The 15,182-nt window shown below is 61.6% G+C and carries 15 protein-coding genes; 7 read left to right on the top strand and 8 right to left on the bottom strand.

Annotated elements, in window-relative coordinates; genetic code table 11:
• Window positions 1-3: 3 nt before the first annotated feature.
• The 7 genes from MOV61_RS13140 to msrA all read left to right on the top strand — a co-directional run bounded on the left by MOV61_RS13140 (window position 4) and on the right by msrA (window position 7,103).
• Complete coding sequence (locus tag MOV61_RS13140; protein WP_247136885.1) at window positions 4-1,605, top strand: FAD-dependent oxidoreductase; 1,602 nt, start codon at window positions 4-6, stop codon at window positions 1,603-1,605.
• Between the two features lie 51 nt (window positions 1,606-1,656).
• Window positions 1,657-2,928: a sugar ABC transporter substrate-binding protein gene (locus MOV61_RS13135; protein ID WP_247136876.1), complete on the top strand. Its 1,272-nt coding sequence runs from the start codon at window positions 1,657-1,659 to the stop codon at window positions 2,926-2,928.
• A gap of 11 nt (window positions 2,929-2,939) precedes the next feature.
• Window positions 2,940-3,872, top strand: a complete 933-nt coding sequence (locus MOV61_RS13130) for a carbohydrate ABC transporter permease (RefSeq protein WP_247136875.1) — start codon at window positions 2,940-2,942, stop codon at window positions 3,870-3,872.
• Entirely contained in the window at window positions 3,862-4,704 is an 843-nt protein-coding gene (locus MOV61_RS13125) for a carbohydrate ABC transporter permease (protein ID WP_247136874.1), read from the top strand. The genes MOV61_RS13130 and MOV61_RS13125 overlap by 11 nt, the downstream gene beginning before the upstream one ends.
• A gap of 49 nt (window positions 4,705-4,753) precedes the next feature.
• The gene (locus MOV61_RS13120; protein WP_247136873.1) at window positions 4,754-5,806 is read left to right on the top strand and encodes an ABC transporter ATP-binding protein; all 1,053 of its coding nucleotides are present in this window, start codon (window positions 4,754-4,756) and stop codon (window positions 5,804-5,806) included.
• 8 nt (window positions 5,807-5,814) lie between these two features.
• A complete protein-coding gene (locus MOV61_RS13115) occupies window positions 5,815-6,507 on the top strand; it encodes a hypothetical protein (protein WP_247136872.1) in 693 nt (230 codons plus the stop codon).
• A gap of 74 nt (window positions 6,508-6,581) precedes the next feature.
• Window positions 6,582-7,103, top strand: coding sequence for a peptide-methionine (S)-S-oxide reductase MsrA (gene msrA, locus MOV61_RS13110; protein WP_038543811.1), 522 nt, complete (start codon window positions 6,582-6,584; stop codon window positions 7,101-7,103).
• A 59-nt stretch (window positions 7,104-7,162) separates the two neighbouring features.
• Here the strand turns inward: msrA and MOV61_RS13105 are convergent, their stop codons facing one another.
• From MOV61_RS13105 to MOV61_RS13070, 8 genes are all read right to left on the bottom strand, one after another.
• Window positions 7,163-8,596, bottom strand: a complete 1,434-nt coding sequence (locus tag MOV61_RS13105; RefSeq protein ID WP_247136871.1) for an aldehyde dehydrogenase family protein — start codon at window positions 8,594-8,596, stop codon at window positions 7,163-7,165.
• Between the two features lie 68 nt (window positions 8,597-8,664).
• The gene (locus MOV61_RS13100; protein ID WP_247032874.1) at window positions 8,665-9,945 is read right to left on the bottom strand and encodes a TRAP transporter large permease; all 1,281 of its coding nucleotides are present in this window, start codon (window positions 9,943-9,945) and stop codon (window positions 8,665-8,667) included.
• Window positions 9,945-10,466 (bottom strand): TRAP transporter small permease, encoded by a 522-nt coding sequence (locus tag MOV61_RS13095; protein WP_038543805.1) that lies wholly within the window; start codon window positions 10,464-10,466, stop codon window positions 9,945-9,947. The genes MOV61_RS13100 and MOV61_RS13095 overlap by 1 nt, the downstream gene beginning before the upstream one ends.
• A gap of 89 nt (window positions 10,467-10,555) precedes the next feature.
• Window positions 10,556-11,527 (bottom strand): TRAP transporter substrate-binding protein, encoded by a 972-nt coding sequence (locus MOV61_RS13090; RefSeq protein ID WP_038543802.1) that lies wholly within the window; start codon window positions 11,525-11,527, stop codon window positions 10,556-10,558.
• Between the two features lie 79 nt (window positions 11,528-11,606).
• Window positions 11,607-12,473: an amidohydrolase family protein gene (locus tag MOV61_RS13085; protein WP_247136870.1), complete on the bottom strand. Its 867-nt coding sequence runs from the start codon at window positions 12,471-12,473 to the stop codon at window positions 11,607-11,609.
• The gene (locus MOV61_RS13080) at window positions 12,473-13,609 is read right to left on the bottom strand and encodes a mandelate racemase/muconate lactonizing enzyme family protein (protein WP_038543799.1); all 1,137 of its coding nucleotides are present in this window, start codon (window positions 13,607-13,609) and stop codon (window positions 12,473-12,475) included. The genes MOV61_RS13085 and MOV61_RS13080 overlap by 1 nt, the downstream gene beginning before the upstream one ends.
• A 4-nt stretch (window positions 13,610-13,613) precedes the next feature.
• Window positions 13,614-14,519 (bottom strand): 5-dehydro-4-deoxyglucarate dehydratase, encoded by a 906-nt coding sequence (gene kdgD / locus MOV61_RS13075; RefSeq protein WP_038549347.1) that lies wholly within the window; start codon window positions 14,517-14,519, stop codon window positions 13,614-13,616.
• A 75-nt stretch (window positions 14,520-14,594) separates the two neighbouring features.
• The coding region (locus tag MOV61_RS13070) for a FadR/GntR family transcriptional regulator (protein ID WP_247136869.1) at window positions 14,595-15,182 on the bottom strand (588 nt) is incomplete at its 5' end.

The following is a 15,182-nucleotide window of genomic DNA, read 5'->3' as shown; positions in this document are numbered from 1 at the left end:
GAGATGCATACGGATATTCTGGTGGTAGGCGGCGGTCTTGGCGGTGTTGCGGCAGCACTCGGTGCATGCCGGGCCGGCCGCAGCGTGATCATGACCGAGGAGTTCGACTGGATCGGCGGCCAGCTGACCAGCCAGGCGGTACCCTCGGACGAACATACCTGGGTCGAGCAGTTCGGAATTACCCGTTCCTACCGGAAGCTGCGGCAAGGTATCCGCCAATATTACCGCGATCATTATCCGTTAACTGAGGGCGCGCGTGCCTGGGGCGACCTCAATCCGGGAGCCGGCTGGGTCAGCCGCGTCTGCGCCGAACCGCGCGTCAGCCTGGCCGTCATGGAAGCGATGCTGATGCCTTATCGCGGCGCGGGCAAGCTAAAGGTGCTGCAGCCCTATCGCCCGGTCGCCGCCGATGTCGACGGGGATACTGTGCGCTCCGTTACCGTGCGTCATCGCGATACCGGCCGCGAGATCACCATCTCCGCCGCCTATATCCTCGATGCGACCGAGCTCGGCGATCTGCTGCCGATGACCGGCACCGAATATGTGAAAGGCTTCGAGGCCCAGTCCGACACCGGCGAGCCGAGTGCTCCACCGCAAGCGCAGCCGGACAATGTCCAGGCCGTGTCGATCTGCTTTGCGATCGATCACGTCGACGGCGACCAGACGATCGACAAGCCGGAAAACTACGATTACTGGCGCGCGTACCAGCCGCATTTCTGGGGCGGACCTTTGCTCGGCTTCACTGCGCCGCATCCGCGCACGCTGGATTTCACCACCCGCTCGTTCACGCCCAATCCCAATGACGATCCGCTCGCCGTCGATGCCGACCAACGCAAGGGTGGCGGCGACGAGAACCTGTGGATCTTCCGGCGCATCGCGGCGCGCAATAACTTCGTGCCCGGCGCCTACGCCTCCGACATCTGCCTCGTGAACTGGCCGATGATCGACTACATGGAAGGCACGATCATCGACCTTTCCGAAGAGGACAAGGCGAAACAGCTCAAATCGGCTGCCGACCTCTCCTATTCGCTGTTCTACTGGCTGCAGACCGAAGCGCCGCGCGTCGATGGCGGCCAGGGTTTTCCGGGGCTTCGCCTGCGCGGCGACATTACCGGCACCGAACACGGGCTTGCCATGGCTCCCTATATCCGCGAGAGCCGCCGTATCAAGCCGGTGACCCGCATCGTCGAGCAGCACCTGTCCTATTCGGTGCGCGGGGAGAAGGGCGCGGTCAACTACCGCGACAGCATCGGCATCGGCATGTACCGGATCGATCTGCATCCCTCGACCGGCGGCGACAACTATATCGACGTGCCTTCCTGCCCGTTCGAGATCCCCCTTGGTGCACTTCTGCCTGAGCGGGTGAAGAACCTCATCCCGGCCGGCAAGAACATCGGCACGACCCACATCACCAATGGTTGCTACCGGCTTCACCCGGTCGAATGGAACATCGGCGAGGTCGCCGGCATGCTCGCCGCCCATTGCCTCGACAAAAATCTTACGCCGCATCAGGTCCAGGAAAACGACGAGAAGCTCCAGAATTTTCAGAGAGAGCTTACCCGTGAAGGCATCGAAATGCGCTGGCCGGATATCGCGGCCTACTAAGGACGGCCAATGGACCGTCTATCAAAACCAATCTTTGGAGGAGGAACGGGAATGAACTATCATCGGACATTGAAATCTGCCGTCGCGGCCTTGGCCGTGGCCGTGCCGCTCTGCTGGAGCGGCATCGCCAACGCGCAGGATGCCGTCAACCTGCGCATGACCATCTGGAGCGCCAACGAGGCGCATCTGAAGCTGTTTGGCGACATCGCCGCCGGCTTCAAGAAGGACCATCCGAACGTGACGGTGACCTACGAGTCGCTGCCGTTCGATACCTATACGACGGCGCTGACGACCCAGATCGCCGGCGGCAATGCGCCTGACATGGCCTGGATCTTCGAGACCGCGGCCTATGACTTCGTCAATTCCGGCGCGCTCTTTCCGCTGACCGATACGCTCAAGTCCACCAAGGGCTATAATGCAGAAGAACTGAGCGCCACGGCCGCCGAGCGCTGGACCAAGGACGGCAAGCTGTTTGCCTATCCGTTCTCGACCTCGCCGTTTGCGATGTTCGTCAATAACGACCTCATCAAGGCTTCCGGCGCCAAGACCCCGGCGGAAATGATCGCCGCTAACCAGTGGACATGGGACAACGCCATCGCCACCGCATCCACCGTCGGCAAGACTGGCAAGGGTGGCCTGATCGTCCGCGACTTCAACTATCAGATCTGGCAGAACCTTGCCTCCGTCTGGAACGGCTGGGGCGCGTCGCCATGGAGTGCCGACGGCAAGACCTGCACGATGACCGAAAAGCCGATGGTCGACGCGCTGACCTTCATTCATGACGCCGTCTTCAAGAACAAGGCGATGCCGGGCCCCGGCGAAAGCGTCGACTTCTTCGCCGGCAATGCGGCAATGACGATCACTCAGATCAGCCGCGCCTCGCTGCTGCCGAAGGACAAGCCGTTCGCCTGGGATCTCGTGCCGCTGCCGAAGGGGCCGGCCGGCAATTATGCGCTGATCGGCCAGGCCGGCGTCGGCGTCATGCAGTCGGGCAAGAACGCCAAGACGGCCGCCGAATTCGTCGCCTATATGACGAACCCGGAAAACTCGGCCAAGCTCAGCCAGTTCTTCCCGTCGGCTCGCAAGTCGCTGCTGAACGCCGAAGTCCTGAAGAAGACCAATCCGCTGTTGAGCCAGGAGCAGATCGACAAGGTCGTGATCTCCGGCATCGCCACCGGCAAGGTCATTCCGGGCCATACCGGCTTTGCGCAGATCCAGCAGGTGGTTCGTTCGGGCCTCGATGCCGTCTGGCGTCCGGATGCGAATATCCCGGTAGCCCTCCAGCAGATCTGCGGCCAGATCGGCCCGCTTCTGAAGCGCTAAGGGAATAGCTGATGGCTGTCGTGCAGCAAACCGCCCGTCCGGAAGGCCGCTCCTCATCGTCGTTCTGGACGGTCGCGCGGCGCGACAGCCTCGCCGGGTTTCTCTTCATCGCCCCGCAACTGATCGGGATCACGCTTTTCGTGCTGATCCCGCTCTGCCTCGTCTTCTGGTATTCGCTGCACGAGTGGAACGTGCTCGCCAATACCTTCACCTATACCGGCCTCGCGAACTACCAGATGCTTCTCGAAGACACGAGCCTGCCTTCGGTGCTCGGGGCGACGGCGATCTTTTCCGTCGGGCTGGTGATCTTCAACCTGAGCCTGGCACTGCTGCTTGCGGTGCTGCTCAACCAGAAGCTCGCCGGCATCACCATCTTCCGCACGCTGTTCTTCTCGCCGGTCGTCGTGTCGCTGGTCGCCTGGACGATCGTCTGGGGTTTCCTGTTGCAGAAGAACGGCGGCATCAACGGCGTGCTGCTCGTCTTCGGCATCGAGGGGCCGAACTGGCTGCGCGAACCGGTGACGGCGATGATCTCGGTCATCGTGGTGCAGGTGTTCAAGAATGTCGGCCTCAACATGATCCTGTTCCTCGCCGCCCTCCAGGGCGTGCCGAACGAACTCTACGAGGCGGCCCGCATCGACGGCGCTCCGCGCTTCAAGCAGTTCCGTCGCATCACCCTGCCGCTGATCAGCCCGACCATCCTCTTGACCTCGATCATCACCATCGTCGGCTCGCTGCAGGTGTTCGCGCAGATCGCGGTGCTGACGCAAGGCGGGCCGGGCCTCACGACGACGGTGCTGGTCTATTACCTCTACCAGCAGGCCTTCCAGTTCCATTTCTTCGGCTACGGCTCGACGCTGTCGATCATGCTGTTCGTGATCGTCGCCGTACTTACCTTCGCCCAGTGGCAGATGCGCAAGAGGATCGTCTTTTATGAAAGCTGAGCTCTCCCCGCGCAGACAAGTGTTTCTCTACGGCCTGCTCTGCGTTCTCCTGATCCCATTCGTCTTTCCGACCTGGTGGATGGTGACGTCGTCGGTGAAGCCGATCAGCGACATTTTTGCGTTTCCGCCGCAGCTCATGCCGGAAAGCTACGACTGGACGACCTATGCCAAGGTCTTCGAACTGCAGCCCTTCGTGAAGCAATACTGGAACTCGGCCTACATCGCGGCGCTGGTGACGATCGGAACCATGATCGTCTCCTCCATGGCCGGATACGCCTTTGCGCGGATCAAATTCCCCTTCGCCAATACGATCTTCATGGTCGTGCTGCTGGGGCTCTTGATCCCGTCGGAAGTGACGATCGTGCCGCTTTTCCAGATGTTCCTGAAGGCGGGCATGGTCAACACCCACTGGCCGCTGATCCTGGTGCCGATCTTCGGTGCGCCAAGCGTGTTCGCGACATTCGTGATGCGGCAGTTCTTCATTGCGCTGCCTGCCGAGCTCGAAGAGGCGGCGCGGGTCGATGGTCTCGGGCGGTTCAAGATCTTTCGAAAGATCGCCTTGCCGCTGGCAAGGCCGGCGCTCGCCTCTGTGGCGATCTTCACCTTCCTGCATTCCTGGAACCTCTATCTGGAGCCGATCGTGTTCCTGTCGAGCGCCGACAAATTCACGCTGCCGCAGGCGCTGACACAATATACCGACGCCTATGGCGGGCCGATGTGGAACATCCAGCTTGCTGCCGCGACCCTGACAGCGCTGCCCGTTCTCATCGTCTTCATCATCGCGCAGAAGCAATTCGTCGAAGGGCTCGCGCATACCGGCCTCAAGGGTTGAAAAACTCACCTTTTGAAACACTGGGGCTGAAGAAACGGAAATCTGATTGATGGCTGAAGTTACCCTTTCCAATGTCCGCAAGAGCTATGGCGCCGTCGACATCATCCACGGCATCGACCTCGGCATCACCGATGGCGAGTTCGTGGTGCTCGTCGGCCCGTCCGGCTGCGGCAAGTCCACGCTGCTCAGGATGGTCGCCGGGCTGGAGACAATTACCGGCGGCGAGGTGAATATCGGCGGGCGGGTGGTCAACGACCTCGACCCCAAGGACCGAGACATCGCCATGGTCTTCCAGAACTATGCGCTCTATCCTCATATGACCGTTGCCACCAATATGGGCTTCTCGCTGGAGCATCGCGGCGGCAGCAAGGCGGAGATCGCCGAACGCGTCAAATGGGCCGCCGACATCCTTGGCCTTGCGCCCTTGCTCGATCGCTACCCGCGCCAGCTTTCCGGTGGCCAGCGCCAGCGCGTTGCGATGGGCCGGGCGATCGTGCGCGATCCCAAGGTGTTCCTGTTCGATGAGCCGCTTTCCAATCTTGACGCGAAACTACGCGTCGTCATGCGCGGCGAGATCAAAAGCCTGCACCAGAGACTGAAGACGACCACCATCTACGTCACCCACGACCAGGTCGAGGCGATGACCATGGCCGACAAGATCGTCGTACTGAACGGCGGTAAGGTCGAGCAGATCGGGGCACCACTCGACCTTTACGACCGGCCGGCCAATCAGTTCGTTGCGGGCTTCATCGGCTCACCGTCGATGAATTTCCTCACTGGCACGATCACGACCGAAGGGTTCTCGGCGCCCGGCATCATGCTGCCGCTGCCTGAGGTAGCGCACGAGCACAAGGACCGAAAGGCGGTCTACGGCATTCGTCCCGAACATTTCGCCCTGGACGAGAACGGCGTGCCGGCGGAAATCGTGCTGGTCGAGCCGATGGGCTCCGAGACGCAGGTGACGATGAAGCTTGGCGAGACGCTGGTGACCGGCGTGTTTCGCGAGCGGGTATCGTTGTCGCCGGGGGCAACGATCCGGGTGCGGCCGGAACTCGGCAATATCCATCTCTTCGCCGCCGATGGCGGCCAGCGTCTGAACTGAGGCCCGTGATGCCGAATTACCCCGAAACCAAGCTCACCAAGGCGCTGCGCGGCGGCAAATTCCCGGTCATCGTCTCGCTCGCCCGCCACGACCTCGATCTTGCCAAGGCGGCGATCGGGGCAGGGGCGTTTGCGATCAAGGTGCATCTCAACGCCTATCATCGCGCCACCGGCACCACATTCGGCAGTTTTGCCGAGGAACGACCGTTCTTCGAGAGGCTGGCGCCGCTCGGGGTACCGCTGCTGGTGATGGCCGGCCAGGAGACGGTGCCGACGCCCGACGAGCTCGATGCCTTGGCGGATCTTGGTTTTGAAGGGTTCAATGTCTATTTCGACCATGTTCAGCCGCATCTGCTGCAGTCGAAGCTCCGCCCGATCCCGGCGCTCGGCGAGAATAGCACTGACGAGGACTTGAAGACCATCGTCGCCATTCCCGGCGCGATGATGGAGGCGTCTGTTGCGTCGTTTGCCGATTACGGCAGGCCGCTCGACGAGACCGATCTTGCCCGCTACAGGGAAATCACGACGAAGGCCGGCATTCCGGTCATCGCGCCGAGCCAGAAGCGTTTCGTGGCCGCCGATATGGCAAGGCTGAAGGCGGCCGGCATCGCGGCGCCGCTGCTCGGTGTCATCGTCACCGGCACGACGCCGAAGAGCCTGGAGGAGGCGGTGCGTCCGATCGTCGAGGCGGCAACTGGCTGAGTGGCGGCGATGGATTGAATTTCTTCCGTCGGATCGCCATTTTAGGTGCAAATCCAAAACCGAAGGAGGAAAGCATGACGACGTCTACCGAACGGGCCGTTCTGGCCGGTGGTTGTTTCTGGGGCATGCAGGACCTGATCCGGCGTCTGCCCGGTGTGGTATCGACCCGCGTCGGTTATAGCGGCGGCGATGTGCCGAATGCGACCTACCGCAATCATGGCACCCATGCCGAAGCAATCGAGATCATTTTCGATCCGGCCAAGACCAGCTATCGCGATATTCTGGAATTCTTCTTCCAGATCCACGATCCGTCGACCAAGAACCGCCAGGGCAACGATATCGGCATGAGCTATCGTTCGGCGATCTACTACGAGAGCGATGAACAGAAGCGCGTCGCCGAAGATACGATCGCCGATGTCAACGCATCGGGCTTATGGCCGGGCAAGGTGGTGACGGAAGTGGAGCCGGTCGGTGATTTCTGGCAAGCCGAACCGGAGCATCAGGATTACCTGGAGCGTTATCCGAATGGCTATACATGCCATTTCCCGCGCCCGAACTGGAAGCTGCCGAAGCGCGCCAGCGTTGCTGCTGAATAACCCGTCTTAATTCACGAATTGAAGGCGCTGCCATCTCGAGATGGCAGCGCCTTTTTTTGTTACGCGAGCGTATAGGCGGTCTTCACCACGGTGAAGAACTCGGCAGCATACTTGCCCTGTTCGCGCGGGCCGAAGGACGATGCCTTGCGGCCGCCGAACGGCACGTGGAAATCGACGCCTGCCGTCGGCAGGTTGACCATCACCATGCCGGCTTCCGAGTTGCGCTTGAAATGCGTCGCGTGCTTGAGGCTGGTAGTGGCGATGCCCGCCGACAGGCCGAACGGCGTGTCGTTGGCGGTTGCCAGCGCTTCCTCGTAGTTTTTCACCCGGATGACGGATACGACCGGTCCGAAAATCTCTTCACGGGAGATGCGCATCTGGTTGGTGGCTTCGGTAAACAGCGTCGGCTGAAGGTAAAAGCCGGGCGTGTCGCGCTTGACGATTTCGCCGCCGAAGGCGAGCTTGGCGCCTTCCGATTTGCCGATATCGATATAGTCGGTGTCCTGCTTCAGCTGCTTGTCGTCGACGACCGGGCCGATATGGCTGCCGGCCTTCATGGCGTTGTCGACGTTGAGCGTCTTCAGCTTCTCGGTGAGTGCTGCGACGAACTTGTCGTGGATGCCTTCCGTCACGATCAGGCGCGACGAAGCGGTGCAACGCTGGCCGGTCGAGAAGAAGCCCGAATTGGCGGCCGCTTCGACGGCGACGTTGATGTCCGCGTCATCGAGGACGACCATCGGGTTCTTGCCGCCCATTTCGAGCTGGAACTTGCGGTTATGCTCGATCGAGGCAAGCGCGACGCGCTTGCCGGTGCCGGTGGAGCCGGTGAAGGTAATGCCGGCGAGATCCGGGCTGTCGAGCATGGCCTGGCCAACGACCGAGCCGCGACCCATGACGAGGTTCAGGACGCCCTTCGGAAGGCCGGCGCGGTGGAGGATGTCGACGATCGCCCAGCCACAGCCAGGTACGAGATCGGCAGGCTTGAAGACGACAGTGTTGCCGTAGCAGAGCGCCGGCGCGATCTTCCATGCGGGAATGGCGATCGGGAAATTCCAGGGCGTGATGATGCCGATGACGCCGAGTGGTTCGCGGGTGATCTCGACGCCGATGTTCGGACGTGCGGACGGCACCAGTTCGCCGGTCAGGCGCAGCGCTTCTCCAGCGAAGAAATCGAAGATCTGGGCGGCGCGGGTAACTTCGCCGATCGCTTCGGGAAGGATCTTGCCTTCCTCGCGGGCGAGCAGCGCGCCGAGTTCTTCCTTGCGGGCGAGGATTTCGTCGGAAGCTTTCCGGAGAATAGCGTGACGCTCCAGGATGCCGGAACGTGACCAGGCCGGGAAAGCGGCCTTGGCGGCTGCTATCGCCTGCTTGGCGTCTTCGGCATTGCCCTGGGCATACATGCCCACGACATCGTTGGTATCGGACGGGTTGATGTTCTTGGAAGCGTCCGAGCCGACCCATTCGCCGGCGATCAGGTTCTGGTAGATGGTCATGGACCTCTCCTCTCATGTGAAAGGTCCCGCCAAGCGGCGGGACCGTCAGATAAAACTTGTTCAGTCGCTCATTTGAAAACGTTTGGGAGCCAGAGCGACAAGGCAGGGATATAAGTCACGAGCAGCAATACTGCGATGCTGGCTCCGAAGAAAGGCCAGATCGTGCGCATCGCTTCACGTATCGTGATGCCGCCGACCGCGCAACTGACGAAGAGCACGGTTCCGACCGGCGGCGTGTTGAGGCCGATGCCGGCATTGAGGATCATGATGACGCCAAAATGGACAGGATCGATGCCGAAGGCTTTGACGACCGGCAGCAGAATCGGGGTCGAGATGATGACCATCGGCGCCATGTCCATGAACGTGCCGAGCACCAGCAGGATGACGTTGATCATCAGGAGTACGATAATCGGATTGTCGGAGATCGCTCCGATCGCCGCGATGATCAGCGTCTGGACCTGCAGGAATGCCATCAGCCAGCCGAACGCGGCAGCGGTGCCGATGACCAGTAGTACCATCGCGGTGGTGCGCACGGCGCCCATGACGGCCTCGACAAAACCGTTCCAGTTCAGCTCGCGATAAACGAGCATGGCCACAAGGAACGCGTAGAGGACCGCAATGCAGGAGCTTTCGGTTGCCGTGAACACGCCGGAGCGTACGCCGCCGAAGATGATGGCGATCAGCAGGATGCCTGGCAGCGAAGCCAGAAAGTAATAACCGATGCGGGCAAAGCCCGGGAACGGATCGGCCGGATAACCGCGTTTGACGGCAACCCACCAGGCCGTGATCATCAGCGCTCCGGCCAGCAGCAGGCCGGGAATGATGCCGGCAGTGAAGAGGTCGGCGACGGAGACGTTGCCGCCCGCCGCGATCGAATAGAGGATCATGTTGTGCGAGGGCGGGATCATCAATGCGATGATGGCGGCATTGGCCGTCACGTTCACCGCATAATCCCTATCGTAGCCGCGCGCAGCCATTTGCGGGATCATCAATCCGCCGACGGCCGATGCATCCGCCACGGCCGAACCGGAAATGCCGCCGAACAGCGTCGATGCGACGACGTTGACCTGGCCGAGACCGCCGCGCATATGGCCGACAAGGCCGGCTGCGAAGCGGATCAGCCTGTGCGCAATGCCGCCGCGCACCATCAGGTCGCCAGCGAAGATGAAGAACGGGATCGCCATCATGGCGAAGACGTTCATGCCGGAATTCAGCTGCTGGAAGACGACGATCGGCGGCAGGCCCATGTAGAGGACCGTGGCGAAGGACGCGATTCCAAGGCAGAAGGCGATCGGCATGCCGATCAGCATGAGGAAGGTAAAGGAACCGAAAAGAATGGCGTAGGCCATTACGCAGCCTCCTGCACGAGGACGTCAGCAGCAATTTCTTCGCCGATGGCGACGTCGACGAAGCGCTCCAGAGCGAAAAGGGAGATCATGACGCCTCCGACGATCATCGGGAAGAAGTCGGTGCCGCCCGGCCAGCCGAGCACGGGAATGGTGGCCGACCACGTGCCCTTGGCGAGCAGCGTCGAATAATAGGCCATGCCTATCCCGAACAGCACGATCAGGCCGAGGCTCAGGAGGTCCATGGCCTTCTGAATTGCCGGTGGCATGACGTAACGAACGATATCGAGCCCGAGATGCACGCTCTCACGCACACCGACGGCGGCTCCGAGCATGATGAACCACGACATCAGGTAGAGCGACAGCGGCTCGGACCAGCTCGGCGAGTCGTTCAGGATATAACGGCCGAAGACCTGCCAGCCGACGATGAGGGTCATGGCGATCATGCCGGTGCCGGAAATATAAAGCGATAGGCGGCTGAGCCCGCCCAGAATTGGCTTGATGGCCAACATGAAGTTTCTCATGAACCTGTCCTCCACGATCCGGCGACGTTCCCCGGTGCCGGAAATGAAAAACCGGCCCTCTGATCAGAGGGCCGGCTTCTTTTTCGAACTTATTTGACGGCCTGGATCTGCTCCAGCAGAGCCTTTTGCTTCGCGTCCGTGACGAACTTGTCATAGACCGGCTTCATGGCTGCCGAGAACTCGTCTTTGTTGACCTTGATAATGTTGGCGCCAGCAGCACGAACCTTGGCTTCCGAGGACTTTTCGCGGGCAGTCCAGAGCTCACGCATCTTGACGACCGAGTCCTTGGCTGCCTGGCGGAAGATCTTCTGGTCTTCCGGCGTCAGCTTGTCCCAGGAGATCTTCGACATGACCAGGATTTCCGGGTTCAGCGAATGTTCGGTCAGCGTATAGTTCTTGGCGATCTCGTAGTGGCGGGCGGACTCATAGGAAGGCCAATTGTTTTCTGCGCCGTCGACCACACCGGTTTCGAGCGAGGAATAGACTTCGCCCATCGGCATCGGGGTCGGGTTGGCGCCGAAGGCCTGCATCATGGCGATCCAGAGATCGGACTGCTGGACGCGGATCTTCATGCCCTTCAGGTCGGCAAGCTTGGTGATCGGCTTCTTGGTCGTGTAGAAGGAGCGCGCGCCGGAATCGTAGTAAGCAAGACCGATCAGGCCATGTGGTTCGAAGGCTTTCAGGATTTCGTCGCCGATCGGGCCGTCGACGACCTTGTGCATGTGCTCGGTCGAACGGAACAGGAAGGGCAGGCCAAGAACGGTGGTTTGCGGCACGAGGTTGTTGAACGGCGCTGCATTGACGCGGTTCAAATCGATGACGCCGAAACGGGTCTGTTCGATCGTGTCCTTTTCACCACCCAACACCGAGTTGTTCATCACCTGGATCTTGATGCGGCCGTTGGTGCGCTGGGAGATTAGTTCGCCCATATATTTGACGGCATCGACGGTCGGATAGCCATCCGGATGGATATCGGCGGAACGCAGGGTAACCTGCGCATTGGCGGCGGTCGCGCTGAGCGCGAGACCGAATGCGAGGCCGAGCAGTTTCGTGAGTTTCATGTTGTCCTCCTCCGTTGATCGCCGGAGCCTCCGTGCCCCGGTCGTTTAATTATCAGTCTCCTAGGGCTTGCCTTGCCGCTTATTGGGCCGACAGGCCGTAAAGCTCTTCAGGGTTTTTCACGAGCGCGAGTTGGCGTGCCGCATCGTTCGGGAACCAGCCGAGCACGGTGTCGGTCAGCGCCACGTCATCCGGATAATCGGCCTGTTCGCGGGCGAGATTGTGCGGCCAGTTGGTGCCCCAGACGATGCGTTCCGGTGCATATCTGGCGATCTCGCGGGCGATGGCTGCGACATCGGCATAGTCCGGGCCGCCGGCCTTGGAAGATTCATAGACGCCGGCAAACTTGAACCAGCATTTTCCACCGTCGATCAGCCGCTTGACAGCTGCGATCTGCGGGCTGTCCGGTGTCACGCCTGAAAAGAACTTGCCATGGTGATCGAAGACCCAGCGGGACTTCAGGTTCCTCAGGCGCTCTTCGTGGTCGAGGATGTTGCTGCCGTCGAACTGGACGGCGACCATCCAGTTGCGGGACGCCGCTTTGGCGTCGACGGCTTCGAGTTCCGACAGGTTCACCGCCCCGCCCGGCAGATCCATGATGCGGGCGCCGACATTGCCGGCTGCTGCGAGGCTATCGAGTTCGGCTTCCGATGTGGTGCTATCGATGACGCAGACGCCGCGTGCGATCGAGCCGAACTCCGCAAGGCAGGCGTTGAGATTGGAATTGTCGCGCTGCTGGGCATTGCCCTGGGTGACGATGACCCGATCGATGCCGATCCAGCGCATGAACTGGAGATACTGGGCCGGTGTCGGCAGGTCTCCGGCAGGAAGGCCCGGACCGCCGGGCAGAGAGGGAAAGCCCGGCAGATAAGCATGCATCTGAGTGTCGATCGCGCCCTTGGGCAGTCTGGTCTTGGGCGGCGTGCCGGAAAGGGTGCGGACGAGCATCAGATGTCTCCCATGCGGAATTCTTTGAGCGCATCGCGGTTGATCTCGATCCCAAGGCCGGGGCCGTTCGGGATCTGCACCACGCCGCGCTCGTGTTCGATCGGGGTTTTGATCACCGCCTGACGGAACGGGTTATGGGTACGGTCGAATTCGAGGATCGGTTCGATCGGGTTGACACGAACCGGGCTCGGGATCATCGCCGCCATGAACTGCAATGCGGCGGCGATATGGACAGCGGTGCCCCAGACATGCGGCACGACGCGGATGCCGTGAAGGGCTGCCAGATCGGCGACGCGCTTGGCTTCGGTAAAGCCGCCAACGCCGGCAAGGTCCGGCTGCAGGATATCGACGGCACGGGTTTCCACGGGCTCGCGCATGCCCCAGCGGCTGTGCCAGGTCTCGCCGCCGGCAACCGGGATCGGCTGGCGGGCGCGGACTTCGCGGTAGGCGGCAAGTTGTTCCGGCACCACGGGTTCCTCGAACCAGTCGAGATTGAGTTCAGCAGCCGCCTGGCCGAATTTGATCGCCTCGATGGCGTCGTAACCGTGGTTGGCGTCGACCATCAGGCGCATGTCAGGATCGACGGCGTCGCGCACGGCACGGATGACGCGCAGATCCTCCTCGACGCCGAAGCCGATCTTGATCTTGCTGGCGTGAAAACCCTGTTGCCAATAGCCGGCGACGTCGGTGGCATTGTCTTCCACGCGGTCGACGCCGTCGCGCTTGAAGCTGCCGGTCGCGTAGGCCCTGACGCTCTCGCGGAAACGTCCACCGAGCAGGATCGAGATCGGCACGCCGAAATGTTTGCCCTTGATATCCCAGAGCGCGATGTCGATGCCGGACAGTGCCGTGACGGCAAGGCCGCGCTGACCCTGATCGCGCAGCGCATTATAGAGCCGCGCCCAGATCTTTTCGGTTTCGAGCGGATTTTCGCCGATCAGCCAGTTCGCATAGGTCGCGACCACGGCCGCATTCGGCCGGGCCGGGCCGAGGCATTCGCCCCAGCCGATCGTGCCGTCATCGCACTCGATCTCGACGAGCACATGGGCGCGGCGATCGAAGCGCATCGAGGCGCTTTCGAAGGCGACGTCGAGCCTGTGTTCGAGGAGGTGGGTGCGAACCGAAGCGATCTTCATGGGCTTACCGCTTCCAGGGGCCGATGAGCTTCAGGAGCATCTCTTCTTCTTCCGCCGTCAGGTCGTCGAGCGGCGGACGCACCTTGCCGGCATCGAAACCCTGCAGGCGCACGCCGGCCTTGATAGCCGAGACGGCATAACCCTTGCGGCGGTTGCGGATCGCCATGAAGGGATAGAAGAAGTCCTTGAGGATCTCCTCGCAGCGGGCACGATTGCCGGCGCGCAGCGATTTGTAGAAGTCGACGGCGAGGCCCGGCACGAAATTGAAGACAGCCGAGGAATAGGTGGTGAAGCCGGCGCCGAGATAGGCTTCGGCGAAGAGCTCGGCAGTCGGCATGCCGCCGAGATACATCAACCGGTCGCCCATGGTGGCGGTGATCTGCCGGACAAGTCCGATATCGCCGCTGCCGTCCTTGAAGCCGATCAGGTTCGGGCATTCGTCGCAGAGGCGCTTCAGCGTGTCCACCGACAGGATCGAGTTGTCGCGATTGTAAACCATGACGCCGATGCCAACCGACTGGCAGATGCGCTTCACATGCTGGTAGAGGCCTTCCTGCGGTGCATCGATCATGTAATGCGGCAGCAGCAGGATGCCGTCGGCGCCGGCCTTTTCGACCGCGCGGGCCATCTCGACGCCCACATGCGTGCCGAAACCGCAGCCGGAGACGATTGCGGTCTTGCCGGCGGCCTCCTTGGCGGCGGAAACGATTGTGGGGACCTCATTGGGAGACAGCGAGAAGAATTCGCCCGTGCCGCCGGCGGCAAACAGGACCGGTGCATCATAGCCCGACAGCCATTCGACATGGCGGCGATAGCTTTCCGGCTGGAACTGGCCTTCCTTGTCGAAATGGGTGACGGGAAAGGACAGCAGGCCGGCACCAAGTGCGACCTTGATTTCTTCAGGCGTCATCATGCGGATTTCCTTTGTAAGCGTCTCCTCCAGACAAAAATTGTCGTACAGGTTGCGTCGACTTGTGTCAACAAGTCATCTTACAGCTTCCCGAAGCTCCCGGAGGAGGGTGCGATAACGCAGCTGCGCACCCCGCAGATGCCGGCGCATGGCGTCGCGGGCACGGTCTTCGTCGCCGTCGGAAATCGCCACGACAATGGCATTATGCTCCTCGTCGAGCAGCTTGATATAGGCTGCCTGGTCGGCCTCCGAATCGTCCGGGCGTAATGCTGCGCGCGGGATCAGGCTGCGGCCGATCATCGTCAGGAATTCGCGGAAGCGGGGATTGTTGGTAGCTTCGGCAATGGCAAGATGCAGCGCGAAATCCGCCTCGCTGGTCGGTTTTGCGGCCTCGAGACAGGCGCGGACCGCATAATGGCGATCGAGAATGACCTCTTCCTGTGCAGGGGAGCGGCGAAGGGCCGCAAGCCCTGCAGCCTCGACTTCCACCGCGGTTCTGAGCTCCAGGAGCTCGATCATCGAGGATACGCGGGCGAGATCGATATTCGAGAGGGAGAGCATGACCGGCTGCACGTTGCGCGAAGGCTCCAGCACGAAGACGCCGGCGCCCTGGCGGGCTTCCACAAGGCGGTCGGCGCGCAGCGATGCGATGGCCTCGCGGAC

It is taken from the genome of Neorhizobium sp. BETTINA12A (assembly GCF_023006485.1).
Lineage (GTDB): Bacteria > Pseudomonadota > Alphaproteobacteria > Rhizobiales > Rhizobiaceae > Neorhizobium.
This window is presented reverse-complemented; position numbering and strand designations above follow the sequence as displayed.

Coding starts and splice junctions, on each gene's coding strand:
- kdgD (WP_038549347.1), bottom strand. CDS start 14,519: ATGACGCCTGAAGAAATCAAGGTCGCACTTGGTGCCGGCCTGCTGTCC.
- MOV61_RS13125 (WP_247136874.1), top strand. CDS start 3,862: ATGAAAGCTGAGCTCTCCCCGCGCAGACAAGTGTTTCTCTACGGCCTG.
- MOV61_RS13120 (WP_247136873.1), top strand. CDS start 4,754: ATGGCTGAAGTTACCCTTTCCAATGTCCGCAAGAGCTATGGCGCCGTC.
- MOV61_RS13085 (WP_247136870.1), bottom strand. CDS start 12,473: ATGCTCGTCCGCACCCTTTCCGGCACGCCGCCCAAGACCAGACTGCCC.
- MOV61_RS13080 (WP_038543799.1), bottom strand. CDS start 13,609: ATGAAGATCGCTTCGGTTCGCACCCACCTCCTCGAACACAGGCTCGAC.
- MOV61_RS13115 (WP_247136872.1), top strand. CDS start 5,815: ATGCCGAATTACCCCGAAACCAAGCTCACCAAGGCGCTGCGCGGCGGC.
- MOV61_RS13095 (WP_038543805.1), bottom strand. CDS start 10,466: ATGAGAAACTTCATGTTGGCCATCAAGCCAATTCTGGGCGGGCTCAGC.
- MOV61_RS13090 (WP_038543802.1), bottom strand. CDS start 11,527: ATGAAACTCACGAAACTGCTCGGCCTCGCATTCGGTCTCGCGCTCAGC.
- MOV61_RS13100 (WP_247032874.1), bottom strand. CDS start 9,945: ATGGCCTACGCCATTCTTTTCGGTTCCTTTACCTTCCTCATGCTGATC.
- MOV61_RS13140 (WP_247136885.1), top strand. CDS start 4: ATGCATACGGATATTCTGGTGGTAGGCGGCGGTCTTGGCGGTGTTGCG.
- msrA (WP_038543811.1), top strand. CDS start 6,582: ATGACGACGTCTACCGAACGGGCCGTTCTGGCCGGTGGTTGTTTCTGG.
- MOV61_RS13135 (WP_247136876.1), top strand. CDS start 1,657: ATGAACTATCATCGGACATTGAAATCTGCCGTCGCGGCCTTGGCCGTG.
- MOV61_RS13130 (WP_247136875.1), top strand. CDS start 2,940: ATGGCTGTCGTGCAGCAAACCGCCCGTCCGGAAGGCCGCTCCTCATCG.
- MOV61_RS13105 (WP_247136871.1), bottom strand. CDS start 8,596: ATGACCATCTACCAGAACCTGATCGCCGGCGAATGGGTCGGCTCGGAC.